We start from the raw sequence: 25,816 nt of genomic DNA on the forward strand, positions 1-25,816 counted from the left end.
AAGGGGGAGGGATGTTGCCTGCCTATTCGGCGGGCGCGAGCCCCTGCGCCCGGTTGGACTGGATGCGCTGCTTGCGCTGGCCGAGCTGCTGGTCGGCGATCACGCCGAGCAGGATCACGCCCCCCATCACCGCGAAGTTCAGCGAGGACGGGATGCCCAGGATGTTCACCAGGTTCTGCAGGATCTGCAGCAGCACCGTGCCCAGCACGATGCCGAGGACGCTGCCTTCCCCGCCGCGCAGCGAGCAGCCGCCCAGCACCGCCGCGGCGATGGCGTAAAGCTCGTAGAAATTGCCGAAGGAGGAAGGCGAGACGGAGGAGGTGTAGAACACCAGCAGCACGCCGGCGAGCCCGGCCAGGGCGCCGCCCAGGACATAGGCGCCGGTGATCACCGCATCGGTGTTGATGCCGGAATAGCGCGCCGCCTCCTCGTTGCGGCCGACGGCGTAAAGATAGCGGCCGAACACCGTCCGGTGCAGCACCACCGCCATGATGAGGGCCACCACAACCATGATGATGAAGGGGTTGGGAATGCCGAAGGAGCGGCCGGCCGCCAGCCAGGAAACCGTGTCGATGTCGCCCGCATAGCCGAAGCCGCTGGTGGAATCCTGCGTGTAGTAGCGGGCGATGCCGCGATAGATCAGCAGGCCGCACAGCGTCACCACGAAGGGCTGCAGCTTCAGCCGGGTGACCAGAAGGCCGTGCAGCAGCCCCAGCACCAGACCGACGCCGATCACCGCCAGCACCGCCAGTGGCCAGAACAGCTCGAAATTCACCAGCAGGTCCACCAGGATCACGCCCAGCAGGGCGAACATCGAGCCCACCGACAGGTCGATGCCGCCGGTGATGATGATCAGCCCCTGGCCGATGGCGAAGATGCCGAACAGGCCGATCAGGTTGGCCATGTTCAGCAGGTTCACCCCGGACAGGAAAAGCGGGTTCAGCGCCGCGGTGATGCCGCCGATCACGATCAGCAGCAGGGCCAGGCCCAGTTCCTTCTTGCTCATGCGTGCGTTTCCTCCGCCTCCTGCCGCGTGCCGCCGATGGCGAGCCGCAGCACCGCCTGCTCGCTGAAGCCGGATCGGTCCAGCCCGCCGCTGATGCGCCCCTCATGCATCACCACGATGCGGTCGCTGACGCCCAGCACCTCCTCCATGTCGGAGGAGATCATCAGGATGGCGACGCCATGGTCCGACAGGGCGCGCATCAGCGCGTAGATCTCGCCCTTGGCGCCGACATCGATGCCGCGCGTCGGCTCGTCGAACAGGATCACCCTGGGCGCCATGGACAGCCATTTGCCCAGCACCACCTTCTGCTGGTTGCCGCCGGACAGGGTGCTGGCCCTGACCCCGCAATCCGGCGCCTTGATGCGCAGCCCCTGCCGCTGCTTCTCGGCCGCCGCGCGCTCCAGCCGGTGCATCAGCAGGCCGCCACGCGTGTAATCCGCGGCGTTGGCCAGCGTGACGTTCTGGGTGATGGGCATGTCGAGCACCAGCCCCGCCCTTTTGCGGTCCTCCGGCGCCAGGTAGATGCCGGCGGCCACCGCGTCCCGCGGGCCGCGCAGCGCGAGGGGGCGGCCATCCAGCCGGATTTCCCCGGCGAGGGGCGGGTCGATGCCGAACAGGGTGCGCGCCAGCGAGGTGCGCCCGGCGCCCACCAGCCCGGCGAGGCCCAGGATCTCGCCGGGCCGGATATGCAGGTCCACCTGGCGTGCCGGAAAGGCGGAAGTCACCAGGCCGCGCACCTCCAGCCCGCCCTCGCCGGGCGGATTGGTGGGCGGGGCATAGAGCGAGCGCAATTCGCGCCCGATCATCAGCCGGATCATGGTGCCATGGGCGATGTCCTCGCGCTGCAGCGCGCCCACCATCCGACCGTCACGCAGGCAGACCACGCGGTCGGCGCAATCGATGATCTCGCCCAGGCGGTGGGTGATGTAGATCAGCCCCACGCCGCCGGCGCGCAGCTCCTTCACCACCGACAGGAGGCGCGCCGTTTCGGACAGCGTCAGGGAGGAGGTCGGCTCGTCGAGGATGATGATGCGGGCCTCGGCCGCCAGGGCTCGGGCGATCTCCACCAATTGCCGCTGCGCGATGGACAGCTCGGCCACCGGGGTGTCCGGCGTGAAGTCGGCGCCGAGCCGCCGCAGGATCGGCGCCACCTTCTCGCGCGCCGCGCGGCGGTCGAACAGCCGCAAGGGGCCGCCGCGCAGCGGCTCCCGGCCGAACAGGACGTTGCCGGCGACATCGAGATTGTCGAACAGGCTGAGTTCCTGGTGGACAAAGGCAATGCCCGCCCGGGTCGCCGCCGGCACGTCCCACGATGCCTGCAGCTGGCCATCGATGCGGATCGTGCCCTCGCTGGACGGCACGACGCCGCCCAGCACCTTCATCAGTGTGGACTTGCCGGCGCCGTTCTCGCCGATCAGCCCCAGCACCTCACCCCGTTCGAGTCGCAGGCTGACGCCATCCAGCGCCCGCACGCCGGGATAGGTCTTGCCGATCCCGTCCAGCTCCAGCAGCGGTGCCATGCGGCGTCAGGCCCCCCGAAGGAGGTCCCGCATCTGCTTCTGGAATTCGGCGACGTTGGATTTGTCGATGATCCGCGTCGGGATGATGATCTGCTTGTTGGGCGGAATGAAGGAGCGGTCGCCGTTCAGCACCTTCACCATGCCCACCATGCTCTGATAGCCGAACTCGAAGGGCTGCTGCACCACGGTGGATTCGATGGTGCCGTCGGCGATCCCGCGCAGCGTCAGCGCGTCCTCGTCGAAGCCGACGATCTTGACCTTGCCATCGCGCCCCGCGCCCTTCACCGCCTGGTAGATCTGCGGCGTGTTGTAGGCCCAGAGCCCGACCAGAAGGTTGATGTCGGCATAGCGCGCCAGCGTGTCCTCCACGTTGCGCTTGGCACGGGCGATGTCGCTTTCATCCGTGCGGATGTCGATGATGTTGATCTCGCCGCCCTGCAGCTCCTCGCGGATGCCCTGCACGCGTTCGCGCGCATTGTCGGCATCCATGGTGCCGACGAACAGCATCGCCTTGCCACCCTGCGGCAGCGCCTTCTTCATCTGCTTGCCGGCCTCGCGCCCCGCGGCGACGTTGTCGGTGCCGATGTAGACGAGGCGGTTGCTGTTCGGCGCGTCGCTGTCCGAGGTGAACAGGATCGACTGCGACGCGACACGGTTCAGCGTTTCGGTCGAATTGGCGGGATTGATCGGCGAGATGGCGATGCCGGCGACACGCCGCGCCAGCAACTCGTCTATGATGCGCCGCTGCTCGGCGGCGCTGGCCTGACCGGGCACGATCATTTCCATGGCGAAGTCGGGATGCTCGCGATTGGCCTTCTCGATGCCGCGGCGGCAGATGGTCCAGAAATCGGCCGAGACGTTGACCACGAAGGCCAGGCTCCGCTTCTCCTGCGCTGCCCCCGCCCGGGGCAGCGCAGCCAGGGCAAGCGCGGCCGGGGCCGCCAGCAATGAACGCCGTTGCATGTCGAGTTCCTCCCTGCGGGCCCTGTTCCGGGCCTTAAGCCCTGAACAGGGCCGTTGCGTGGAAGGCTAGCAGATGCCTTCCGCGTCGCACCGGATCACGGCGGGGCTGCACGAAGCTGTGATGTGGATGAAATCAGGTCCATCCGCCATCAACCACGAATTCCTGCGCCGAACACATGGACGATGCGCCGGAGGCCAGGAACAGGGCCATGTCGGCGATGTGCTGCGGCCGCACGCGCCCGGCCAGGGCCTGCCCGGCATCGATCTCGCGCTCCGCCTCGGGCGTGACCCAGAGCTTGAGCTGGCGCTCCGTCATCACCCAGCCCGGCACCAGCGTGTTGACGCGGATGTTCTGCTTGCCGAAGTCGCGCGCCAGGCCGCGCGTCAGGCCCTGCATCGAAGCCTTGGCCATTGTGTAGGCCGGCATCCCGCCCTGCCGCAGCTTCCATGACACCGAGCCGAAATTGATGATCGAGCCGCCGCCGGCACGCTGCATCATCGGGATCACCGCCTGGGCGGCGAAGAAGACGGGGCGCATGTTCACGGCGATGCGGTCGTCCCAGTATTCCACGGTGACGCGCTCCACCGCGTGGCGCTCGTCATGGGCGGCGTTGTTGAGCAGCACGGTGATGTCGCCATGTGCCTCGGCGGCGCGGCGGACCGAGTCGCGCAGCGCCTCGATGTCGCGCAGGTCGCAGAACAGGAACAGCGGCTTGTGCCGTGCGCCTTCCGCCGCGATGCTTTCGGCCAAGGCTTCGCTTTCCTCGCGGGCGATGTCCACAAAGGCGACCTTGCTGCCCTGGGCGGCAAAGGCGCGGGTCAGGGCGGCGCCGATGCCGCTGCCGCCGCCGGTGATGAAGATGCTGCGCCCGGCCAGATCTGGGTAGATGGCGTTTTGTTCCATTGGCGGCTTTCCTTTTTGCCTCGGGCACCGTCGGATGCGCCGCCAGGGTGAGCTTGTTGGGAAGGCGGCACAATGGCGGCGTGATGCGGGATGCCGGCTCAAAGAAGGAAGGGCAGCGGAGCCGTGGCGGGGATGGCGGGCACTTCGCCATTGTCCAGGAGCGGGACGCCGCAGCGGAGCAGGTAATCCGCCACCGCATCGGCTTCCGCGGCTGGCCGCGTCGCGTCGGCGGCATCACCGTGCGGCACGAAGATCAATGTTTCGAAGCGGGCACGGGTGAGCAGCACGCGATAGGTGTTGCGGATGTGGTGCTGGCTGGCCGGGCTGCCGACCCGTTGCCAAGCGTGGCCAACGAAGCGGCGCGCCCGCCATTGTCCCCCGTGCCGGATGAAGTCGCCGCCCCAGGCGAGGCCCACCCAGTCGAGTTCCAGGCCCTGGCAGGCATATTCGGTGGCGCAGACTTCCAGCGCATCGGAGGCGCGGACATCCGGCCAGCGGCGCAGAAACCAGTTCACCACCTCCGCATCCGCGCCGTGCAGCTGCGCCCCCAGCCCTTCCGCCCGCAACCGTTTCGCCTTGGCCGAACAAACCAACCCCGCGCGCCGCAGGCCACGTGCCCGCTGGCGCAGGGCTGCCCTCAGGGCGCCGAGGTCGCGGGTCAGTCGGAAGGGTAGTCCGCCGCGCGCGGCAATGGCGGCGGCATCCGCGGCGCGGTCGGTCAGCACGGCATCCACCCAATCCGCCGCGGCGGCGTAGTGGACAGCGCGCAGCGGCAAGGTGAGGTCCAGGTCGGGGTCCAGCCGCAACCAGGATGGATGGCCCTGGGCCAGGCGTTGCACGGGCTCGGCGGCGTCCAGCGCGCGGGGTGCCGCCACGGCCTGCCATGCCCCTCCGCTGTTGGCGATGACCGCGCCCCATTCCGCCAGCCCGGCTTCGCCCGTGTTGATTTCCTGCCCATTGCCGATCAGCGCCACGATGACCGACCAGTCCGGCACTCGGTGCATGATCTCCAGCATGTGGGCTGGCTCGGACAGGCTGAGGATCGAGCTCCGGCGTTGCGTGTCCCGCCCGGCCTGCGCGGCATCCCAGGCGCGCTGGGCTTCATCGAAGATCACCACGTGTTCGGCCGGTGCCTCATCAGGGGCGCGAACATGATGTTCCAGGAAGCGGTGGACGTTTTGCAGCACCGCGCGCGCCTCGCGCCGGGGTTGCCGGCCCGTCCGGCCCTGGCGCTGCCGCGCATCCTGTTCCAGGGCGCCGCGCAGCACCGCCACCAGCGGCGCGTTCCCGGTCAGGAACGCCGCGCCGATCTCCGCATGCGTGCCGAAGGCCAGGTTCAGCCCGCACAGGGTCTTGCCGGCGCCCGGCACGCCGGTCACGAACACGACGCAGCGCTCCCGCCGTGCCGAGGCCGTGGCGATGGCGCGGCGGATCGCATCCGTGGTGCGGCCGAGATTGAGGGCATCCGCCCGGGCGGTGGCGATGGCCTCCACCTCATGGCGGTCGAACAGCCGCCGGGCCGCATCGATGATCGTTGGCACCGGCCGGTACGGCGCCGCGGCCCAGGCCGCAGGGTCGAGGAGCCGCGGCGGTTCCGGAATGGCGGATTGGATATTCCGCAGCAATGGCCCCAATCCGGCGGCGTTGCTGCGCAGAACCGGCGTGACGGCGTGGAAGATCGGCCATTGATTGGCGGGCGGCGGCGCGGCGCTGGCCAGAAGAACCGGCACCACGGGGCAGCAGCGGCTGCCGGCATGGAAATCATGCAGGTCGAGCGCGTAATCCTCGGCCTGCGCCAGATCGGCGGCGGTGAAGCCGCCGGCGCCATGCTTGTATTCCAGAACCACCACGGCACGATCGGTCAGGATCACCGCATCGATGCGCTTCTCGAGCCGGAGCAGGTCGCATTCCAGCAGAACGGTCCAGCCTTCACCGCCTGCCATCGGCAATGCCTGTTGCAGCAGCGCCACCAGGCCAAGCCAGCTTTCGCGCTGCGCCCGTTGCAGTTCCGACATCTGGCCCGCCTGGGCGAAAGCCAGCCGCCCCGCCCAATGATCGGCCGGCTGGGCCAACAGTTCCGCGCCGGTGGTGGAAACCCATGCCTTCATGCGATGCGGCCTAGCGGGCGATCCGGGCATCGGCGACGGCACCGTTCCGCCGCCCTGGCCAGGTTGCCAGACCAATGCTGCCCAGCATCAGCGCGAAGCCCAGGCCGTGCAGCGGCTGGAAGGCCTCGCCCAGCAGCGCCACCGCGACCACCGCCGCTGCCGCGGGCAGCAGCGCGGTGAACACGCCCGCCACCCCGGCCGGCGCCCGCTTCAGCCCTTGGTACCAGAGCAGCAGGCACAGCACCGAAGCCGTCAGGCTGTGGAACAGCAGCAATCCGGCGATCCCCGGCTGCCACAATCCGGCTGCGGCTCCCAGCGCCGGCAGGCAGAGGGGCAATGCCATCAGCGTGCTGAAAACCTGCATCCAGAAGGAGGCGGTGATCACCGGCACCCGGCCGACGACGCGCTTGGCCAGGAGCACGTAGCCGGCCTCCCCGCACACCGCCAGGAACACCAGAGCATTGCCGATGAGGCTGCCGCCGCCGGAATCATCGCCCGAGGCCAGCCGTGCCAGGGTGATGGCGCCCATGCCGATAGCGGCCAGACCGGCCGCCAGCCAATGGCGCGGCGCCAGCCGCTCGCGCAGGAACAGCGCCGAGCCGAGCGCGATCACCGCGGGCAGGGTGGCCAGCACCAGCCCGGCCTCCAGCGCCGTGGTATGGCGCAGGCCGGCGAGCAGCGCCGCGTTGTAGAGCAGCGTGCCGACCAGCGCCTGCGCCGCCAGGTTGCGCAGCATCGGCCCTGACGGGCGCACCCGCCCATCCACCAGGCGCGCCAGCGGCCACAACACCACGCAGGCCAGAAGGCAGCGCAGCGCGACGATCATGATGATGGGCAGGGCTTCCGCCAGAAGCTTGGCCACCGCGACATTGGCGCCGACCAGGGCCATGGCGGTGGCCAGCTGAAGGTAAGCGAGCGGCATGCGCGGCAAGGGCTCCCAGGGCCAGCGCAGCATGTCAGACCGGCGCCTTCCGCGCCATGCGGGGAGGGCGCAAAAAGGCCGGGGGATCGCTCCCCCGGCAGGATCGTCAGGGCAGGAGGAAGGCGGGAGGTCAGTGGTCCATCTGATCGTCGCGATAGGCCGTGCTGGGCGTCGGCACGGCGGCGGCATCGGCCACGGCCTTAAGCCCGCGCCCGGCGGGCGCGGTGGGCGGCTCGGTGGCCCAGGAATGGCTGTGCACCAGGCCGTCGTCGTAATCATGCTCGTGGGTCATGGTCGTTCTCCGGTTCGGTGTTGTTATTCGGCCGCCACGGCGGGCGCCGCGGGCACGTGGTTGTCGTGGAACTGCGCGGCCTCGGTGCTGTGCGCCAGCGCCGTGGTCGATGAGGTGCCGCCCGAGGCCGCCGTGGCCACGGCATCGAAATAGCCGACGCCGACCTCGCGCTGGTGGCGCGTCGCGGTGTAGCCATCGGCTTCCGCGGCGAACTCCGCCTGCTGCAGCTCGGAATAGGCGGCCATGCCGCGTTCCTTGTAGCCGCGCGCCAGCTGGAACATCGAATAGTTCAGCGAATGGAAGCCGGCCAGGGTGATGAACTGGAACTTGTAGCCCATGGCGCCGATCTCGCGCTGGAACTTCGCCGCCGCGTCCTCCCCCATCTTGCGCTTCCAGTTGAAGCTCGGCGAGCAGTTATAGGCCAGCAGCTTGCCCGGGAATTCCTTGTGCACGGCTTCGGCGAAGGCGCGCGCATCGTCGAGGTCGGGGTCGGAGGTTTCCCACCACAGCAGATCGGCATAGGGCGCGTAGGCGAGGGAGCGCGCGATCGCGTAATCCTTGCCGACGCCGGGCTTGATGCGGAAGAAGCCTTCCGCGGTGCGCTCGCCGCTGATGAAGGGGCGGTCGCGCTCATCCACGTCGGCGGTGAGCAATTGCGCGCTTTCGGCATCGGTGCGGCACAGCAGAACGGTGGAAACGCCTTCCACATCGGCGGCGAGGCGCGCCGCGTTCAGCGTGCGGATATGCTGCGAAATCGGCACCAACACCTTGCCACCGAGATGGCCGCATTTCTTTTCCGACGCCAGCTGGTCCTCGAAATGCACGCCGGCGGCACCCGCCTCGATCATGGCGCGCATCAGTTCATAAGCGTTCAGCGCGCCGCCGAAGCCGGCCTCGGCATCGGCGATCACCGGCGCCATCCAGTGCGTGGCGTCGCCCTTTCCTTCCATGTGGGCGATCTGGTCGGCGCGGCGCAGCGCGTTGTTGATGCGCGTCACCACCTGGGGCACCGAGTTCACCGGATACAGCGACTGGTCCGGATACATGGTGGCCGCCGTGTTGGCATCCGCCGCCACCTGCCAGCCCGAAAGGTAGATCGCCTTCAGCCCGGCCTTCACCTGCTGCAGCGCCTGGTTGCCGGTGAGCGCGCCCAGCGTGTTCACATAAGGCTCGCTGTGCAGCAGCTGCCACAGCCGCCGGGCCCCCATCTCGGCCAGGGTGTGCTTGACGCGGAAGGAGCCGGCCAGCTTCTCGACATCGGCGGGCGTGTAGTCGCGGCGGATGCCGGTGAAGCGCTCACCGCCAGGGGCGGCGGACAGGCCTTCCGGGGCGGTGTTGATTTCGGGGCGCATGGTGTCTCCGTTTCCGTGTTGCGCGGCTGTGTTGCTCGCCGCCCATGCGTCAATAATTCACATTGCGGGCGCACAGTTCATCCCGCAATCTTCCGACGTTGCTGCAACAAGGTGTGGATCTTCACCGAGGCGGCCGTAAATTTGTAAAGAGTGTAAAGATGGCTCGACCCTTGATCGGCCGCACCATCCGGCGGCTGCGCCAGGACCAGAAGCTGACGCAGCAGGCGCTGGCGGCGCGGCTGGGCATTTCCGCCAGCTACCTGAACCTGATCGAGCACGACCAGCGCGGCGTCACCGCTTCCCTGCTGATCAAGCTCGGGCACAGCCTGCAGGTGGATCTGGCGGCGCTGTCCGGCAGCGAGGAACGGCAGACCGAGAACCATCTGCGCGAGGTGTTCCGCGACCCGGCCCTCGGCCTGGATCCGGTGGCGGAGGAGGAAGTGCAGGCCCTGGCCGGCAGCGCGCCCAACGCGGCGCGCGCGGTGCTGGCGCTGTACCGCGCCTGGCGCGTGGCGCGGGAAGATTCCAGCGGCATCGCCCTGCCCAGCGGCCGGCTGATGATGCTGCCCTCCGAGGAGGCGCGCGACTTCTTCGGCAACCACGCCAACCATTTCGCCTCGCTGGAGGCGGTGGCGGAAGCCATCGGCCGCGAGCTCGGCGCCGCGCCGGCCGAGCTGAACCACGCCATCGCCGAGCGCCTGCGCCACCGCCATGCGGTGCATGTGCGCGTCGGCCCGCTGGAAGGGGCCTTGCGCCGCTACGATCCCGCCAGCCGCGTGCTGGACCTGTCGGAGTTCCTGCCGCGTGAAAGCCGCGGCTTCCAGATGGCGTTCCAGCTGATGCTGCTGGAAGCGCGGGAGGCGGTGGAAGCCTTGCTCGATCCCGTGCCCAGCACGCAGGAAGCGGCGGCGCTGATCCGCATCGGCCTGCTGAACTATGCCGCCGGCGCGTTGCTGATGCCCTATGCGGCGTTTCTCGCTGCCGCCGCCACGCTGCGCCACGACCTCGACCTGCTGGCGGCGCGCTTCGGCGTGTCCTTCGAGCAGGTGGCGCACCGGCTTTCCACCTTGCAGCGCGATGGCGCGCGCGGCGTGCCGTTCTTCTTCCTGCGCGTCGATCCTGCCGGCAATGTGGACAAGCGCTTTTCCGCCGCCGGCTTTCCTTTCGCCCGCTTCGGCGGTTCCTGCCCGCGCTGGATTCCGCACACCGCCTTCGCGACGCCGGGCGTGATGCGGGTGCAGCTGGCCGAGCTTCCGGATGGCGCCGCCTTTCTGTGCTTCGCGCGCACCGTCACCGGCCCGGCATTGCGCTGGGGCGAGCCGCTGCCGGTGCATGTGATCGCCATGGGCTGCGACATCGGCCGGGCGGCGGAGGTGGTGTATGCCGATGGCCTCGACGCGGCGCGGGCCCGCACCGGCATCGGCCTGTCCTGCCGCCTTTGCGACCGGGAGGATTGCCGCTCCCGCGCCTTTCCGCCGATGGAACACCGCCTGGCGCTGGACCCGCTGGTGGAAAGCGCCGCGCCCTGGCGCTTCAACAAGCCCGGACACTGAAGGCGCCGCATCGCGGCCCCTGTCTTGACCTGCGCGCGGAAAGCCGCCCCCATGCGGGAATGACCAAGATCCTTCCCGGGGAGCATTCCGCTCCCTATCACGACCTGATCGACATCCATCTGGAGGAATGGCGCGACGGCTTCGCCCGCCTCTATTGCAACATCGCCCAGAAGCACATGAACCGCAGCAACATCGTCCATGGTGGGGTGCTGCTGTCGATGATCGACCAGGCGGCGGGCTATGCCGGCCTGTGGTGCAGCGTGCCGGGCAACACCCGCAAGGCCGTCACCATCGATCTCGATTGCCGCTTCACCGGCCAGGTGAAGGGCGGCCGCGTCGTCGCCGAGGCGAAGCTGGTGTCGCGCGGCCGCAACATCTTCTTCGTGCGGACCGAGGTGTTCGACGAGGCCGGCACCCTGGTGGCCTTCGGCGCCTCCACGCATCGCTGGCGCGCCGGCAGCGAAACGGTGGAAGGCAGCCCGGCGGCGGAGGCCTGAGCGGCCTGCGGGGCCGGGAGAACGCCCCCCGGGCGGGCACCGGCCTTTGCTCAACTTCCCCGCAAAAACAACGGCCCGCCAGGATGGCAGGCCGTTCCTTGAAGCATCAGGCCCATTGCCGGCAAGGTGAATCCCGGATCGCGATGCGCCCCTCCGGGTTCCGTCCGGCTTTCCGGCTCAGCGGAAGCGCCAATCCTCCGCATCCCCCGACGGCATTTCCGCCACGGCGTCGCTCACCACCACCGACAGCAGCTCGGCCGGGGTCGTGCCCAGGGCGGTGGCGGTCTGCGCGATGGCTTCGGCGAGTTCGTCCGGCAACTCGATCGTCATTTCGGTCATGGAGGTCCGCTTCCTGATTCCTGCAGGACGAGAACGCCGGGGGCGGGGCTTGGATGCGCCAAAGGCCGAGGATTTGCAGGAGGTCAGCCGGGCAGCCGGGCCTGTTCCATCCGTTGCCAGCCGCAAAGCAGCTCGCGGTTGCCGCGCCGGAAAGCGAAAAGGTTGCCGCCGCCCTGTCCGGGCTGGTCGGCGTCGCGGCCGATCGGGCGCTTCATGAGGTGGCACAGCAGCAGCGCCCCCACCGCGCCATGCGCCACGATCAGTATGTCCCCTGGCAGGATGTCCCCTGGCAGGATGTTGCCCGGCGGTGCCTCCAGGGCCTGCTCCACCGCCGCGAGCATGCGGGCCTGGGCATCCACGGCGCGTTCCCATCCACAGACGGACAGTTCGGGCTGCGCGAAGAAGGCGTCGGCCACCCGCTCGAACTCCGCCTGCGGCAGAAATCCGGTGGCGGAGCGGTCATTCTCGCCCAGTCCGGGGATCACCCGCACCTCCAGCCCGAGATGCGCCGCGACCACCCCGGCGGCATCGCGCGCCTTGCGCTCGGCGCTGCTGGCGATGTGGCGGATGCCGCCGATCCAGGGGCGGTCCAGAACCGCCCGCATGCGGTTGAAGCCGGTCTCCGACAGCGTCCAGTCCGGCACCGGAATGGCCGGGTCGATCGCCACTTCGGGATGGGTCAGCAGGATGGCGCGGCTCACGCGCCACGCCTCGGGCGGATGGTGAACAGGATAACGGCGCCAAGGGCGAGGAAGCCGAGCACCGTGGCCATGCCGGCGCGCTGGCTGCCGGTGGCGGCGGTCACGGCGGCCAGCATGGCGGGGCCCATGAAGCCGGTGATCCGCCCGGACAGGGCGAACAGGCCGAAATGCGCCGCCACCTCCTCCGGCGGGGCCAGCGCCGCCATCAGGGAGCGGCTGGCGGATTGCGCCGGCCCCATGAACAGGCCGAGCGCCAGCGCCAGCCCCCAGAACGCCGCCTTGCTGTCCACCAGGACCAGTGCGGTGCCGAGGCCGATGATCGCGGCCAGCGACAGCAGCACGGTGTTGCGCGCGCCCAGCAGCCGGTCCTCCAGCAGCCCCGCCGCCGCCGCGCCCAGCCCGGCGGTGACGTTGAGGGCGATGCCGAACAGCAGGATCTCCTCGAACGTCATGCCGAACTGGCCGGCGGCGAAGATGGCGCCAAAGGCGAACAGGGTGTTCAGCCCGTCGGTGTAGAACAGCCGCGCCAGCAGGAAGCGGCCGATCACCGGGCTGCGCGGCAGGCCGCGCAGCAGGCGGGCGATCTCGGCCAGGCCGCCGCGGATGGCGGCGCCCCAGGCGGGCCGCGGCGGCGGCGGGTCGGGCAGGGCCAGCAGCACCGGCCAGCCGAAGCCGATCAGCCAGATCGCCACCAGCAGGGCGGTGGCGCGGACATGCTCGGCCGCCGCGTGGTCCAGGCCGAGCGGCGACGGATCAGGGCGCACCAGCACGAACAACGCCACCAGCAGGCAGGCCAGCCCCCCGGCATAGCCCAGCCCCCAGGCGAGGCCGGACACCCGCCCCAGCTTTTCCGGCGGCGCCACGCCGGGCAGCATGGCGTTGTAGAACACTGTGCCCAGCTCGAAGCCGACCGTGGCGATGCCGACGCAGAACAGCGCCCAAAGGGTGGAGGAGGGGCCGGGGGTCGCGAACCAGATCAGCCCGGTGGCCAGCGCCGTGACCGCCGTGCAGCACAGCAGCATGAAGCGCCGCCGCCCCCCGGCATCGGCCACCGCCCCCAGCGCCGGCGAAAGCACCGCGATGGCGATGCCGGCCAGGGCCTGCATCCAGCCCCATTGCGCCTGCCCTGTGACCGGGTCGGCGGCGATGCCCTGGGTGAAGTAGGTGGCGATGACAAAGGTGGACACCACGGTGGGGAAGGCGCTGTTGGCCCAGTCATACAGCGCCCAGGCGAACACCTTGCCCCGCGTGCCGGTCATCCGCCGCGGGCCAGAAGCAATCGCGCCAGGGTTTCGAACTCGGCCACCGACAGCGTCTCGGCGCGGCGCGTGCCGTCGAGGCCGGCCTGCCGCAGCAGCGCTTCCGCCTCGCCCAGTGATTTCAGGCTGGAGCGCAGCATCTTGCGGCGCTGCCCGAAGGCGGCGGCGGTGACCTTTTCCAGCGCCGCCAGCAGGGCCGGCTCCGGCGCCTCCGCATGCGGCACGAGATGGACAATGGCCGACCACACCTTGGGCGGGGGCGCGAAGGCGCCGGGCGGCAGGCGCAGCGCCATGCGGCACTGGCAGCGGAACTGCGACAACACGGCCAGCCGCCCGTAATGCTCCGTGTCCGGGGCGGCGACGATGCGCTCCGCCACCTCCTGCTGGAACATCAGCGTCAGGCTCTCGAACAGATGCGCCTGGCGCAGCCAGCCGATCAGCAGCGGCGTGCCGACATTATAGGGCAGGTTGGCGACGATCTTGCGCGGCGCCGACAGCAGGCTTTCGGCATCGATCCGGAGCGCGTCGCCCTCGATGATGCGCAGCCGGCCCGGATGGGCGGCCGACAATTCCTCCAGCGCGGCGATGGCGCGGCGGTCCAGCTCCACCGCCACCACCTCGGCCGCCGGGCCGTCGAGCAGGGCGCGGGTCAGGCCGCCGGGGCCGGGCCCGACCTCCAGCACCCGCCGCCCGTCGAGCGGCGCCGCCAGGGCGGCGATGCGGGCGCACAGCGTGGCATCCAGCAGGAAATGCTGGCCGAGCGATTTGCGGGCGGCCAGCCCATGCCGGGCGATGACCTCGGACAGCGGCGGAAGCAGCCGATCAGCTCCGCATCTCGACCTGGGCGCGGCGCCGCAGGTCACGCTGCAACTGGCGCGAGGTGAGCTCGATGCGGTCGCGCAGGATGATCAGCCGCGCCTGGTCCGGCGTCAGCTCCGCCATGTTGCGCGTTTCCCTGGAGCAGACGGCGATCACCAGCACGCCATCGGGGGTGATCAGCGGCTGGCTGGCGCGGTTGACGGCCAGGCTCGCCACGATGTTGCGCAGCGGCGGCGGCTGCATTCCATCCAGCCGCAGCGGGCCACCGGGATCGGCCGGGCGGCTGCCGCCCTGGGCGGCCGCTTCCACGGCAGGGCAGGACTTGCCTTCCAGGGCGCGGGCACGCTCCACCGCCTGCAGCTGCTGTTGCGTCGGCGCCTGCGGGTCGAGCGGCGAGGAAAAGCCGAAAAACGCCTGACGCAGCGACACCAGCGTCGCCAGGTCGCGCCCGGTTTCCCGCTTCTGGCGCAGCGCCACGATCTGGAAGCCGCCGGGCACGCGCACCGGATTGGCGATGGCGCCGGAGGGCATGCGGCCGATCACGTCGGCCACGGCGGGGTCGAACTCGTCGGCCCGCACCCAGCCCATGTCGCCGCCCTGCAGCGCCGTCTGGCTTTGGCTGAACTGGGTGGCGGCGGCGGGGAAGGGCACGCCGGCGCGAAGCTGGCCCACCACGTCGTCCACGAAGCGGCGCACCTCCGGCTCGGCGGCGGGGTCGTCCACGGGAATGAAGATCTCGGACACCAGGTATTCCGGCTCGCCGATGCGCGCATTGTGGGTGGCGATGTATTCGTCCACCCGCGCCTGGCTGATCTGGCCCTGGGCGCCGAGCTGCTGGCGCACCAGCCGCGACCAGCCGATCTGGTTGCGGATCTGGTCGTACAGGGCGCGGGGCTGCACGCCGCTGGATTGCAGCTGCTGCGCCAGCCGCCCCGGGGGCATGCCGTTGCGGCCCTCGATCTCGGCCACGGCGGCCGCCACGTCGGCATCGGCGACAGGGATGCGGCGGCGCTGCACCTCCTGCATGCGCAGCCGCTCATCCACCAGCAGCCGCGTCACCTGCGGCCGCAGCCGGGCCAGCACGTCGGGGTTCGGCCCCATGCCGGCGTTCAGCGCGAACAGGCGGGCGCGGTTGGTCACCTCATTGGCGGTGACGATGTCGCCATTCACCACCGCGACGATGCGGTTGGTGTCGGCGGCGCCGGCGGGGGCGGTGCCCTGCGCCCGGGCCGCGGCCGGCAGCGCCGCCAGCGGCAGCAGGGCCGCCAGGGGAAGCAGCACCGCGAGGGCCACGGGGCGGGGGAAGGCGCGAAGGGGAGCGGAGGCGCGTCGCATGGCCATTTCCTAATGCAGATCCCGCCTCGCGGGAACCGGCCGCCGCTCAGATGGCGCGGAAGCCGAAATCGCCGATGGTCTTGAAAGAGACGCGGAACAGCAGAATGGTCTCGGCGGGATAATAATTCGAGCGCGAGCTCGGCTCGGCATAGCTCTTGGAGAAATGCGTGGCGAAGATCAGGCACTCATCCTCGTAGGTGAGGTTGGCGCCGATGCCCACGGCACGGTCCAGCTCCATGTCGTAGCGGCCATAGGCGCCGGCGCTCCAGTGGCGGCTGATCTGCCCTTGCACGCTGCCGGCGATCTCCCGCCGCTCGCGCGTCGAGATCAGCGCGTCGGACGGGATGGTGTAGAGATAGCTGGCGCCGAGGCTGACACGGCTGACGCTGACCCTGGCCTGGGCTTCCACCAGCCGCGCATCCAGCCCGTCCTTGTCGAGGCGCGTGCGGCCGATCAGGTCCAGCCAGGGCGTGGGCGACAGCCGCACCCGCCCGACCCAGTCGGAGGCCTTGTCCCGCAGCCCCGATTCCTCGGAAAACACGTCCTCCCGGGTGGTGCGGAAGGAGCGGCCGACCAGCCCCTCCAGCTGCCCGCCATTGGGGAAGAACCAGGCACCGCGCAGCGCCGCATCCACCCGCGTGCCGCCTTCCTGCCGGTCGCGGCCGGTGAAGCGGTTGAGCTGGAACAGGTTGGCGTCGGTGAACTCGAAGCCGTAGCTGTCCTCGTTGGGCACCATGAGCTGGCGGCCGGTGGCGGGGCCGGTGACCAGCTGCACGCGTGGCTCCAGCAGCTGGCTGCCATAGGCGCCGGCGCTGCGGGTGACCGGCAGCCGCCAGTCGAGGCCGAGCCGCACATTGCCCTGCACATCCGACACGGCGCTGCGGTTGCCGAAATTCGGCGCCTCGTTGAAGTCGTCCGCCCAGCGGCCAATGCCGTCAGCCTGTCCGCGCAGCGTCCACACCGCGCCCATGCCGTCGATCGAGGGCCGCTCATAGGTCACCCGCGACGCCAGGCGGCGTGTGTCGGTGCCCTGGGTGCGGCTGATGGCGAAGGCGTTGAAATCCCACGTCATGTAGCCACCGAACCGGTCCCGCCCGAACCAGCGGTCGCCGAACAGGTTCGGCAGGACCAGGGGGATCTGTCCGGTGTCGTCCACTTCCGACAGCCCCTGGTAGAAGCGGGTGTCGGCGCGGAAATAGCTTTCGGTGCCCCAGAAGCCTTCCAGATACAGGTCGGAGGCGAGCTGCCGCTGCGACGGATAGCGCCAGGCGCGCAGATAAGCCTCGGAACTGGCGCGGTTCAGGTTGAAGCCGGTGCGCCAGTTCTCGTCGATGGCGAACAGGCCCTTGGAGAAGATATGGCCGCCCCAGCCTTCCTCATCCTCCGCGCCGCCACGCTGGCCGACCGAGGCGTTGAGCTGCACCTGGCCGAAATTGAAGCGCCGGCGATAGTCGAGGCCCAGCGCGGGGTCCTGCTTGGTGGAAAAGGTGGGCGACAGCGTCAGGTCGGAGCTCGGGTCGATCGCCCAGTAATAGGGCGTCTCGACGAAACCGCCGAGAAAGGAGGACGAGCCGAGGCTCGGCGTCAGAAAGCCGGACTGGCGCGGCACCGACGGGTCGGGATGCGACAGGTAGGGCGTCCAGAACACCGGCCAGCCGCCCATCAGCAGCGAGGCGTCGCGGTAGCGCAGCCGCTTCTGGGCCTGGTCATGCGTGGCGTAGCGGGCGCGCAGCTGCCACAGTGGCGGCGCCGTCGGGTCGTCGGCGCAAAGGTCGCAGGAGGAATACAGCACCCGCGACAGGTCGAGGATGGTGCCGTCCGTGCGCCGCGCGCCGGTGGCCACCATGCGCCCGTTCTGCGCCAGCCGGGCGGACAGGCCCTGCAGCACGCCGTCGCGCATGTTGCCGGTCAGCTCGGCGCGGTCGGCGAACAACACCTGCCCATCCGGCTGGAGGAGCTGGACATTGCCCTCGGCCACCGCGATGCCGGTTTGCCGGTTGTAGGTGAAGCGGTCGGCGCGAAGGATGCGCTCGTTCTGCCAGGCCTCCACCGCGCCGGTGGCGGTGACCAGGTTGTTGTCCCGGTCGTATTCCACCTGCTCGGCGGTGAAGGTGACGGGGGCGTTGTTGCCGGTCTGGTCCGGGCTGGCCGCGCCCGGCGGCAGGGGGGCGGGCGGCGGGGCGGGGGTGGCCAGGCCCGGGTCCATGCCGGTGCCGCCCGGCACCGCGAGCTGGCCGAGCGCGTCAGGCCCCGACAACCCCGGCGCGCCGGGAACATGGCCCGGTCCACCGGATGGCAGGGTGGCGGGGCCGCCCCAGCCGCGGGCGTCGTGCTGGGCATGGCCGCGTCCGGCGGGCAGGGCCAGCGCCACCAGCGCCACGCCGCCCAGCAGCAGGGCGCGCCAGGCCGGGGCGGTGTTGCCCGGTCCGGCCTTCCGGTTCCCCGCGGGATTCGCCGCGGCCACGCGCTTGGCTTGCTCCATACCCGCCTGCATAGCGGCTTCGGCGGACGGCGGCGAGAGGCCCCAGCACGGCCATTGCGATCTCAGCCATCCTCCACATAAAGCAGCAGGGTCAGGGCGAACATCAGCCCGGCGACGGACGGCGCCCAGGCGGCCAGCACCACCGGCAGGGTGCCGGCCTGGCCCAGCTCCTCCACCACCTTGTCCAGCAGGAACAGGGCGAAGCCCGCGGCGACGCCGGCGCCCAGCATCTGCGCCACCCCGCCGCGCCGCGCATGGCGCATGGAGAAGCCGGCGGCCAGCAGCGCCATGGCGACGGCCAGCAGGGGCGTGGACAACAGCGACTCGAAGTGCAGCCGGTGGCGCACCGCCGAGAAGCCTGCGCTTTCCAGCACCTTGATGAAGCCCGGCAGCGCCCAGAAGGACAGCGTGTCGGGGGAAGCGAAGCTTTCCTCGATGCGGTCGGGCGTCAGGGTGGTCGGCAGGCGCAGCGCCTCGGGCGCCGAAGGGGGGCGGTTGGTGACATAGGTCACGGCCTGCCCCAGTTCCCAGATGCCGGGGGTCAGGCGGGCCAGCGGCGCCTCCACCCGCGTCAGCGGCCGGTCCTGGGCGGAAAGGCGCCAGAGGGAGGCATCCCGCAGCACGAAGCCCTCGCCCGGGCGCACTTCCGGCACCCCGGCCAGGATGGCGACGCCGCCCGGCTCCAGCCCGTCATCCGCCTGCCGCAGCCATAGGCGGCCGCCGGCCAGGGAGCTGAGGCCGGTGGCGTTGCGCAGATAGGTGGCGTCCATCCGCTCGGCCCGCGAGAACATCGCCGCCGAAAGCGGCGAGACCACCGTGATCGCCAGCCCGCCCAGCAGCAGGGCGACCATGATGGGGCCGAACAGGAAGCTCCAGGCCGACACGCCGGCGGCCCGCGCCACCACCAGCTCCGAGGCGCGGGACAGGCGCCAGAAGGCCACAATGCCGCCCAGCAGGATGCCGAAGGGCAGGATCTGCATCACCACATAGGGCAGCCGCAGCGCGGCGATGCTGGCCACCAGGGCGAAGCTCGCTTCCTCCCGCGTGGCGGCGCGGCGCAGCAGCTCGATGAAGTCGAACAAGGCCACCAGCGCCGCGAGCGCCAGGATCATGGCCACCGCCATGCCGGCGAAGCGGCGGGCGATGTAGAGCGAAAGCGTGGGGGAGAAGACCGGCACCGCTCAGCGCCCTTCCGCCAGATGCGGCCGCCGCCGCGGCATTCCCGGCTGCCCGGACAGCACCCAGGCGGAAGCCAGGATCGGCAGGATCGGGTGCAGCCAGATCAGCGGAATGAAGCGGTTGTCGCGCGCGGCCAGGGTGCCGACGGACAGGCCGATGGCCAGCAGGGTGACCACCATGCCGACGCCGATCACCGCCGGCCGCCAGTCGCCATAGCGGCGGAAGCCGCTGGCCAGCGCGACCGCCAGCCCGACCATGGCATAGGACAGCGCCGTGAAGGGCGAGGCGAGGCGGCCATGGCCTTCCGCGCGGAACTTGACGATGTCGCGCCCGGGCAGGTTTTCCGCGGGGTCGGGGTTCAGCAATTCGGACACAAAGCGTTCCCGCGAGTCGCGGTTGCGCACCGCTTCCGGCTCGTTGCGGGCCGAATCCGCGAGGTCCAGGCTGTTCTCGGTGAAGGACAGGGTGGAGAAGCGGGCCGGGCGCGTCGCCGTCGCGGGTTCCAGCTGCTGCCGCACGCCGTTGAGCAGGATGACGCGCGGCCCGGCTGCGGTGGTCAGCAGGCGGCCCTGTTCCGCCATGATGGTGACGGGAACGCCAGGCTCGCGCGTGTCGTGCACCAGGATGCCGCGCAGGGTGCCGTCGGCGTCGCGGCGGCGGGCGTAAACGGTGAGGTCATCGCCCAGGGCGGAGAATACCCCTTCCTGCAGCAGCACGGCGGCCATCTGGTTGCGGATCTCGAACTGCCAGGAACGGAAGGCGGCGTGGCTGACCGGCACCAGCCAGAGCTGCAGGAACAGGCACAGCCCCGTGGCGATGCCGGCGACCAGCAGCGCCGGTCGGGCCAGCCGCCAGTCGGACAGGCCGGCGGCGCGCATCACCACCAGCTCGCGGTCGGCGGTCAGCCGCACATAGGTGAACAGCAGCACCACGAAGGTGGTGATCGGCAGGATCACCGCGAAGAAGGAGGGCAGCAGCAGCCCGGTCAGCTCGATGAACACGACCAGGGACAGACCGCGGTCCAGCACCAGCTCGATGAAGCGCAGGCTTTGCGTCAACCACACCAGGGCGGCGAGGCCGATGGTCACGGCCAGCAGGGCGATGCCGAGCTGGCGGAACAGGTATCGGTCGATGCGGGTCATGCGGGCCGGAAACAATCCTTGGGCGGCGGGGGAAAGGACGACAGGGCGGGGCAGGCTTCGCCGCGCTGCATGTAGGCCCCCGCGCCCTGGCCGCCAACCCGAGCGGCGTTGCGGCTAGTCCCCGACAAAGGCGCGCAGCACGGGCGACGGCACGATGCGGGTGCGCCAAAGCCCGTCCCGTTCCTGGCGGTGGCTGACCAGCCCGGCGAGGCAGGCGCCCCCCAGGTCGATCACGGCGCCGCCGGATTCGCCCGGCTCCAGCCGCAGCGGCAGCTCGGCATAACCCCCATGCAGCGGGCTTGCCTCGCGCACCAGGGCGGCGATCTCGGTCACCGCACGGCGGCGCGGCGTGTCCACCAGCACGCGCTGCCCCGGCCGCGGCGGGGCGGCGCAAAGCGGCAGGGCGGGAACATCCGGCGGCAATGGCGCGGTGCGCAGCAGCGCCACGTCCCGCCCACCGACATAGAAGGTGCCGATGCCGGCCGCGAGGTCCGCCTGGCCCTTGCGCAGGATCTCCGCCTCCCAGTTCCGGCCGGCGAAGCGCAGCGAGGCCGGTGCCGCCCCCCGGCCGCAGCCATGCAGCAGCGCCTGGGTGCCATCCACCAGATGCGCCGCCGTGAGGAAGCGCCGCCGCCCGATATGCACCGCGACGCCGCTGGAGCGGCATTCCGGCCCCGGGCCGGCGCTGACGGCGGCGAGGCTGTCGCGCTCCTCCGGCCAATCGCGGGTGGCGCCGGGAGCGGTGCAGGCCGCCGGCAGCAGCAGGGCGCACAACAGGGCGGCCGCGCGCCGGCCCGGGCGTGGAGCGGGACGGGAGGCGGGGTTGCGCATGCGGCCCATCCTGGCGGGCCGCGCGGCGCGGCGCAGCCGAATTCGCATCACTTCATGAAGAAGCTCTTGCAGCGCGCCTCGCGCCCGCGCAGCAGGCTGGTGCGGATGTGGCGCACCGTGCTCTTGCCCACATTGCGCTCGAAATAGCCCTCATCCTCGGGAACGCGGTCCATCAGCAGGCGCCATAGATCCAGGATGTCCTGCCGCGTCGCCGGCCGGTCGGGGTTGAACAGGCGCTGCCGCATCGCCTCCAGATCCGCCATGAACCGCCCGGCGCGGTAATCGGCGTGGTGCGCGCGCTTGGCGGCGGCGAAGCCCTCGAGCTGCGCCGCCGTCAGCCGGGGCGGCTCGGCCGGCCATTCGGCGGCGTAGTCCATGGCGTCGAAGCCGTGGCGCTGGAAGCTGGCCTCGCGGAAGGACTGGCCCTGCTTGCCGATATAGCGGGCATAGCAGACATCGGTGTTGATCCGCGCGAAGCCCAGATCGGCCGCGGCCATGGTCTTGGCCACGTCCTGGGAGGACTGGGTGCTGGCCACCGCCTTGTCCAGGTAGCATTCCACCAGCCGCAGATGCGGCCGCGCCTGGTAGTCGGTTTCGTTCCAGATCGTGTGGAAGGGCGCCAGCCAGGGCTGCATGGCCTGCCAGCAGGCCCGCGTCAGCCCGAAGCCCCAATGGTGCTCCAGCGGGATCAGGCCGGGCCGCGCTGGGTCGGCGGGCTGCCGGTGGTTGCCATAGGCCGCGAAATAGCCGAGCCGCGGGTGATCCGCCGCCTGGACCCGGATCGCCTCCAGCATGGCGAGGTAGTGGGGGCCAAGCTCCAGGTCTTCCTCGAAGAAATAGCCGACCTCGGCACCGAGCCGCTCGAACACCAGGGACTCGCCGCGATGCAGGTTCAGGGCGATGCCGAGATTGCGGGGGGAGGCATGCACCTTGCCCTGCGGGAACTCGGCCTGGAAGGCGGCGATGCTGGCGGCGATCGCCTCGTCCTCGGCGAAGCGCATGCCGGAACGGGGGGAGATGGCGCCATCCTGCATCAGGTGGATGTTGCGCCCATCCAGCACCACGCCCTGCTGCGCCTTCAGCGACCGGCAAAGCCGTTCCAGGTAATCGGGCCGGTTGAAGGCGAAGATGACGATGGGAACCGGAACAGGCCGGGCTTCAGGCATCGGCTTTGCTTCCCTGGCCTTGCCGGGGGCGCGGCGCGGCGGCGCGGCGAAGCCGGTCGCGGATCGCGGCGCCGAGTCCTTCCTCCGGCACCGGCATGGCGGCGATGCCGGTGAGGCCGAGTCGCTGCCCCTCCGCATCCAGCCAGCGCAGCCCGGCGAACAGCCGGGCGGCTGCCTCCACCGTGTCGCGCCCGGCGCTGAGCTGGAACACCAGCCCGGCGCCCGGCGGCGGCGGCCCGAAGGCCAGTAGCGCTTCCGCGCGCTGCGCCGCCTCGGCGTCGAGCCGCACGGGCAGGGCGGGCGCGTAGTGGGAGGTCATCATGCCCGGCGCCTTCAGCCCGCCCGCCGCCTCGGCCACCGTGCCGGGGCGCCCGATCGGGCCAAGCAGCGCTGCCAGCGCCGCCTCCGGCACGCCGCCGGGGCGCAGAAGAACCGGGGTCGCGCCGGTGAGGTCGAGCACGGTGCTTTCCACCCCGACCGCGCAGGGGCCGCCATCCAGCACGGCGGCGATGCGCCCTTCCAGCCCGTCCAGCACATGTGCCGCCGTGGTCGGCGACACGGCGCCGGACCGGTTGGCGGAAGGCGCCGCCACCGGAATGCCCGCCTGCTCCAGCAGCGCATGCGCCAGCGGATGCGCCGGCACCCGCACCGCGAGGGAGGAAAGGCCGGCGCCGGTCAGCAGGTCGATGGCGGAATCCGGGGCGCGCGGCAGCACCAGGGTCAGCGGGCCGGGCCAGAAGCGCGCCGCCACGGCGCGGGCGCGGTCATCGGCCAGCACCTCGCGGAAGGCGGCCTCGGCCGAGGCGAAATGGCTGATCAGCGGGTTGAAGGAAGGGCGCCCCTTGGCGGCGTAGATCGCGGCCACCGCGGCCGGGTTTCGCGCATCGCCGCCGAGGCCGTAGACCGTTTCCGTCGGAAAGGCGACCAGCTCCCCCGTCCGCAGCAGGGCGGCGGCGCGCGATACATCCCCAGGCGTCAGGCGGAGGGTCATGGCGGCGTCAGGCGGCGCCGTGGCACAGGAAGGGCGGGTTCTCCCAGAGCGGCTTGCCATAGGCGAGCGGCGCGCCGTCGAAGGTGGCGCAGCGGCCGCCGGCGGCCAGCAGCACGGCTTCCGGCGCCGCCGTGTCCCATTCCATGGTGCGGCCGAAGCGCGGGTAAACATCGCCCGCCCCTTCCGCCAGGCGGCAGAACTTCACCGCCGAGCCGATCTTGACGATCCGCGCCACCTTCTGGCCATCGAGGAACTGGTCCAGGCGCGGGTCGTCGCCATGATGGCGGCTGGCCATCACCGTCAGGCCTTCGGCGGGCACGCGGCGGGCGGCGATCGGGCGGTCCGCGCCATCGGCCCTGCGCTTCCAGGCGCCGACCCCGATGATGCCGGTGAACAACTCGCCATAGGCCGGGATGGCCACGGCGCCGAGCAGCGGCCGGCCGCGCTCCACCAGCCCGATATTCACCGTGAACTCGGCCCGGCCGGCGGCGAATTCCCGCGTCCCGTCCAGCGGGTCCACCAGCCAGTAGCGATCCGCGTCGGTGGTGACGTCGCTGACCGAGCATTCCTCCTCCGCCACCACGGGAATGTCCGGCGCCGCCGCGCGGAGGCCTTCGGCGATGATCGCCTCGGCCAGCCGGTCGGCGGCGGTCACGGGGCTCATGTCGTCCTTGCGTTCCACCGCGAAGCCGGCATCGCGGACGGACAGGATGGCGGCGGCGGCGCTTTGGGCCAGGCGGGCGGCGAGGGCGAGGAGTTCGGCATCGGTCATCGTGCCAAGGGTGTAGCACCACGCGCCGCGCGCCGCCGCATCCCCAGGCGGAAAAATGCGCCCCGTCGCCGCGCCCGCCCTTTCCCGCGCCTGCCCTTGCCTCCGCTGGATGGCCTCCCCTGGCGATCTCGGCTGCGGGTGTTATCGTTTTGTCCCGTGGCCCGCTCCGCGCCGCAGATCTGGAGTCCCCGATGTCCGACATTCACTTCGTCAAGCCCGCCTTGCCCCGCGCCGGCGCGCTGGTGCTGCCGCTGGCGGAAGGCTTCACCCTGGCCGGGCTGGCGCAACAGGCGAACGAGGCGTCCGGCGGGGCCGTGGCGCGCGGGCTGGAGGCGGCCGGCTTCAAGGGCAAGAAGGGGCAAAGCTGCACCCTGTGGGCGCCGGGCGGCGGCAAGGACCACCTGTCGCGGATCGTCGCCATCGGGCTTGGCGCCGCGCCCGATGCCAGCGCGGCCGAGGCGGCGGGCGGGGCCACCTATCCGCTGGTGTCGGCCGAGCCGGAGGTGGTGATCGCGGCGGATGGCATGAACGCCGCCCTGGCCGCCAGCTTCGCCTTCGGCGTGACGCTGCGCGGCTACCGCTTCGACAAATACCGCACCAAGGAAAGCGCCGAGGACAAGCCCAAGCTGGTCCGGCTCAGCCTGGCCACCGCCGAGCCGGAGGCCGCGCGCGCCGCCCATGCGCCGCTGGCCGCCATCGCCCATGGCGTGTTCGTGGCGCGCGACCTGGTCAGCGAGCCGCCCAACGTGCTGCACCCGACCGAAATGGCCAATCGCTGCAAGGCGCTGGAAAAGCTCGGCGTTTCGGTCGAGATCCTGGAGCCCGGGGATCTCCGGCGCCTCGGCTTCCGGGCGCTGCTCGGCGTGGCCATGGGCAGCGCGCAGGAGCCGCGCGTGGTGGTGATGCAATGGAATGGCGGCGCCGAGGGCGCGGCCCCGGTGTCCTTCATCGGCAAGGGCGTCACCTTCGATACCGGCGGCATCTCCATCAAGCCGGCCGCCGGGATGGAGGACATGAAGTTCGACATGGCCGGCGCCGGGGCGGTGATCGGGCTGATGGCGGCGCTGGCCGGGCGCAAGGCCAAGGTCAATGCGGTGGGCGTGGTTGGGCTGGTGGAGAACATGCCCTCCGGCACGGCGCAGCGCCCGGGGGACGTGGTGAAGTCGCTTTCCGGCCAGACCATCGAGGTGATCAACACCGACGCCGAGGGCCGCCTCGTGCTGGCCGACGTGCTCTGGTACGCGCGGGAGCGCTTCAAGCCGCGCTTCATGGTGGACCTCGCCACCCTGACCGGCGCCATCATCGTGGCGCTGGGGCATGAGCATGCGGGGCTGTTCAGCAATGACGACGCCCTGGCCCAGCAGCTCGCCGCCGCCGGCACCGCCACGGGGGAGGCGCTGTGGCGCATGCCGCTGGGCGAGGAATACGACAAGAAGATCAAGTCCGACATCGCCGACATGAAGAATGTCGGCGGCCGGCCGGGCGGCTCGATCACCGCGGCGCAGTTCATCCAGCGCTTCGTCGACACGCGCGACGGCCATGTGGCCTGGGCGCATCTCGACATCGCCGGCACCGCCTGGGCCACCAAGCCCACCGCCACCGTGCCGAAGGGGGCGACGGGCTTCGGCGTGCGGCTGCTCGACCGGCTGGTGGCCGAGCATTACGAGGGCTGACGGACCCCGC

General features: G+C 70.8%; 23 protein-coding genes. 3 read left to right on the forward strand and 20 right to left on the reverse strand.

Features of this window, described 5'->3' with window-relative positions; all coding sequences use genetic code 11:
- Nucleotides 1-22: 22 nt before the first annotated feature.
- From F0Q34_RS00110 to aceA, 8 genes are all read right to left on the reverse strand, one after another.
- Nucleotides 23-1,006, reverse strand: a complete 984-nt coding sequence (locus tag F0Q34_RS00110) for an ABC transporter permease (protein ID WP_149810116.1) — start codon at nt 1,004-1,006, stop codon at nt 23-25.
- Complete coding sequence (locus tag F0Q34_RS00115; RefSeq protein WP_149810117.1) at nt 1,003-2,526, reverse strand: sugar ABC transporter ATP-binding protein; 1,524 nt, start codon at nt 2,524-2,526, stop codon at nt 1,003-1,005. The genes F0Q34_RS00110 and F0Q34_RS00115 overlap by 4 nt, the downstream gene beginning before the upstream one ends.
- 6 nt (nt 2,527-2,532) lie before the next feature.
- Complete coding sequence (locus F0Q34_RS00120; protein ID WP_149810118.1) at nt 2,533-3,489, reverse strand: sugar-binding protein; 957 nt, start codon at nt 3,487-3,489, stop codon at nt 2,533-2,535.
- Between the two features lie 133 nt (nt 3,490-3,622).
- Nucleotides 3,623-4,393, reverse strand: a complete 771-nt coding sequence (locus tag F0Q34_RS00125) for an SDR family NAD(P)-dependent oxidoreductase (protein ID WP_149810119.1) — start codon at nt 4,391-4,393, stop codon at nt 3,623-3,625.
- Between the two features lie 98 nt (nt 4,394-4,491).
- A complete protein-coding gene (locus F0Q34_RS00130; RefSeq protein WP_149810120.1) occupies nt 4,492-6,501 on the reverse strand; it encodes a DNA/RNA helicase domain-containing protein in 2,010 nt (669 codons plus the stop codon).
- Between the two features lie 10 nt (nt 6,502-6,511).
- Nucleotides 6,512-7,456: a DMT family transporter gene (locus tag F0Q34_RS00135; protein ID WP_241665233.1), complete on the reverse strand. Its 945-nt coding sequence runs from the start codon at nt 7,454-7,456 to the stop codon at nt 6,512-6,514.
- Nucleotides 7,457-7,553: 97 nt separating this feature from the next.
- The gene (locus F0Q34_RS21690) at nt 7,554-7,715 is read right to left on the reverse strand and encodes a hypothetical protein (protein WP_161600745.1); all 162 of its coding nucleotides are present in this window, start codon (nt 7,713-7,715) and stop codon (nt 7,554-7,556) included.
- A gap of 23 nt (nt 7,716-7,738) precedes the next feature.
- Nucleotides 7,739-9,067 (reverse strand): isocitrate lyase, encoded by a 1,329-nt coding sequence (gene aceA, locus F0Q34_RS00140; RefSeq protein WP_149810121.1) that lies wholly within the window; start codon nt 9,065-9,067, stop codon nt 7,739-7,741.
- 158 nt (nt 9,068-9,225) lie between these two features.
- Between aceA and F0Q34_RS00145 the strand changes: the two genes are divergently transcribed.
- The gene (locus tag F0Q34_RS00145) at nt 9,226-10,620 is read left to right on the forward strand and encodes a helix-turn-helix domain-containing protein (protein ID WP_149810122.1); all 1,395 of its coding nucleotides are present in this window, start codon (nt 9,226-9,228) and stop codon (nt 10,618-10,620) included.
- Between the two features lie 59 nt (nt 10,621-10,679).
- Entirely contained in the window at nt 10,680-11,117 is a 438-nt protein-coding gene (locus tag F0Q34_RS00150) for a PaaI family thioesterase (protein WP_149810123.1), read from the forward strand.
- A 177-nt stretch (nt 11,118-11,294) separates the two neighbouring features.
- On the opposite strand, the gene F0Q34_RS21695 is transcribed toward F0Q34_RS00150, so the two are convergent.
- The 12 genes from F0Q34_RS21695 to cysQ all read right to left on the reverse strand — a co-directional run bounded on the left by F0Q34_RS21695 (nt 11,295) and on the right by cysQ (nt 24,133).
- Nucleotides 11,295-11,456 carry a hypothetical protein gene (locus F0Q34_RS21695; protein WP_161600746.1) on the reverse strand — a complete coding sequence of 54 codons (162 nt, stop codon included), beginning with the start codon at nt 11,454-11,456 and terminating at the stop codon, nt 11,295-11,297.
- A gap of 83 nt (nt 11,457-11,539) precedes the next feature.
- Nucleotides 11,540-12,157 carry a histidine phosphatase family protein gene (locus tag F0Q34_RS00155; RefSeq protein ID WP_149810124.1) on the reverse strand — a complete coding sequence of 206 codons (618 nt, stop codon included), beginning with the start codon at nt 12,155-12,157 and terminating at the stop codon, nt 11,540-11,542.
- On the reverse strand, nt 12,154-13,416 hold the full coding sequence (locus F0Q34_RS00160) for an MFS transporter (RefSeq protein ID WP_149810125.1): 1,263 nt from the start codon (nt 13,414-13,416) through the stop codon (nt 12,154-12,156). Before F0Q34_RS00160 ends, F0Q34_RS00155 begins: the two co-directional genes overlap by 4 nt.
- Entirely contained in the window at nt 13,413-14,279 is an 867-nt protein-coding gene (gene rsmA, locus F0Q34_RS00165; protein WP_241665234.1) for a 16S rRNA (adenine(1518)-N(6)/adenine(1519)-N(6))-dimethyltransferase RsmA, read from the reverse strand. Before rsmA ends, F0Q34_RS00160 begins: the two co-directional genes overlap by 4 nt.
- A complete protein-coding gene (locus tag F0Q34_RS00170; RefSeq protein ID WP_241665235.1) occupies nt 14,239-15,570 on the reverse strand; it encodes a peptidylprolyl isomerase in 1,332 nt (443 codons plus the stop codon). Before F0Q34_RS00170 ends, rsmA begins: the two co-directional genes overlap by 41 nt.
- Before the next feature lie 46 nt (nt 15,571-15,616).
- The gene (locus tag F0Q34_RS00175) at nt 15,617-18,052 is read right to left on the reverse strand and encodes an LPS-assembly protein LptD (RefSeq protein WP_149810127.1); all 2,436 of its coding nucleotides are present in this window, start codon (nt 18,050-18,052) and stop codon (nt 15,617-15,619) included.
- A gap of 62 nt (nt 18,053-18,114) precedes the next feature.
- Nucleotides 18,115-19,230 carry an LPS export ABC transporter permease LptG gene (lptG, locus tag F0Q34_RS00180; protein WP_149810128.1) on the reverse strand — a complete coding sequence of 372 codons (1,116 nt, stop codon included), beginning with the start codon at nt 19,228-19,230 and terminating at the stop codon, nt 18,115-18,117.
- A 3-nt stretch (nt 19,231-19,233) separates the two neighbouring features.
- The gene (lptF, locus tag F0Q34_RS00185; protein ID WP_149810129.1) at nt 19,234-20,373 is read right to left on the reverse strand and encodes an LPS export ABC transporter permease LptF; all 1,140 of its coding nucleotides are present in this window, start codon (nt 20,371-20,373) and stop codon (nt 19,234-19,236) included.
- Between the two features lie 114 nt (nt 20,374-20,487).
- Complete coding sequence (locus F0Q34_RS00190; RefSeq protein WP_161600747.1) at nt 20,488-21,204, reverse strand: S1 family peptidase; 717 nt, start codon at nt 21,202-21,204, stop codon at nt 20,488-20,490.
- 47 nt (nt 21,205-21,251) lie between these two features.
- Nucleotides 21,252-22,370: a glycosyltransferase family protein gene (locus F0Q34_RS00195; protein ID WP_149810131.1), complete on the reverse strand. Its 1,119-nt coding sequence runs from the start codon at nt 22,368-22,370 to the stop codon at nt 21,252-21,254.
- Nucleotides 22,363-23,361: an L-threonylcarbamoyladenylate synthase gene (locus F0Q34_RS00200; RefSeq protein WP_149810132.1), complete on the reverse strand. Its 999-nt coding sequence runs from the start codon at nt 23,359-23,361 to the stop codon at nt 22,363-22,365. Before F0Q34_RS00200 ends, F0Q34_RS00195 begins: the two co-directional genes overlap by 8 nt.
- A gap of 7 nt (nt 23,362-23,368) precedes the next feature.
- Complete coding sequence (cysQ, locus tag F0Q34_RS00205) at nt 23,369-24,133, reverse strand: 3'(2'),5'-bisphosphate nucleotidase CysQ (protein WP_149810133.1); 765 nt, start codon at nt 24,131-24,133, stop codon at nt 23,369-23,371.
- 191 nt (nt 24,134-24,324) lie between these two features.
- On the opposite strand from cysQ, the gene F0Q34_RS00210 reads away from it, so the two are divergent.
- Nucleotides 24,325-25,806 carry a leucyl aminopeptidase gene (locus F0Q34_RS00210; RefSeq protein ID WP_149810134.1) on the forward strand — a complete coding sequence of 494 codons (1,482 nt, stop codon included), beginning with the start codon at nt 24,325-24,327 and terminating at the stop codon, nt 25,804-25,806.
- Nucleotides 25,807-25,816 lie beyond the last annotated feature (10 nt).

This window comes from Teichococcus oryzae, assembly GCF_008386565.1.
GTDB lineage: Bacteria > Pseudomonadota > Alphaproteobacteria > Acetobacterales > Acetobacteraceae > Pseudoroseomonas > Pseudoroseomonas oryzae.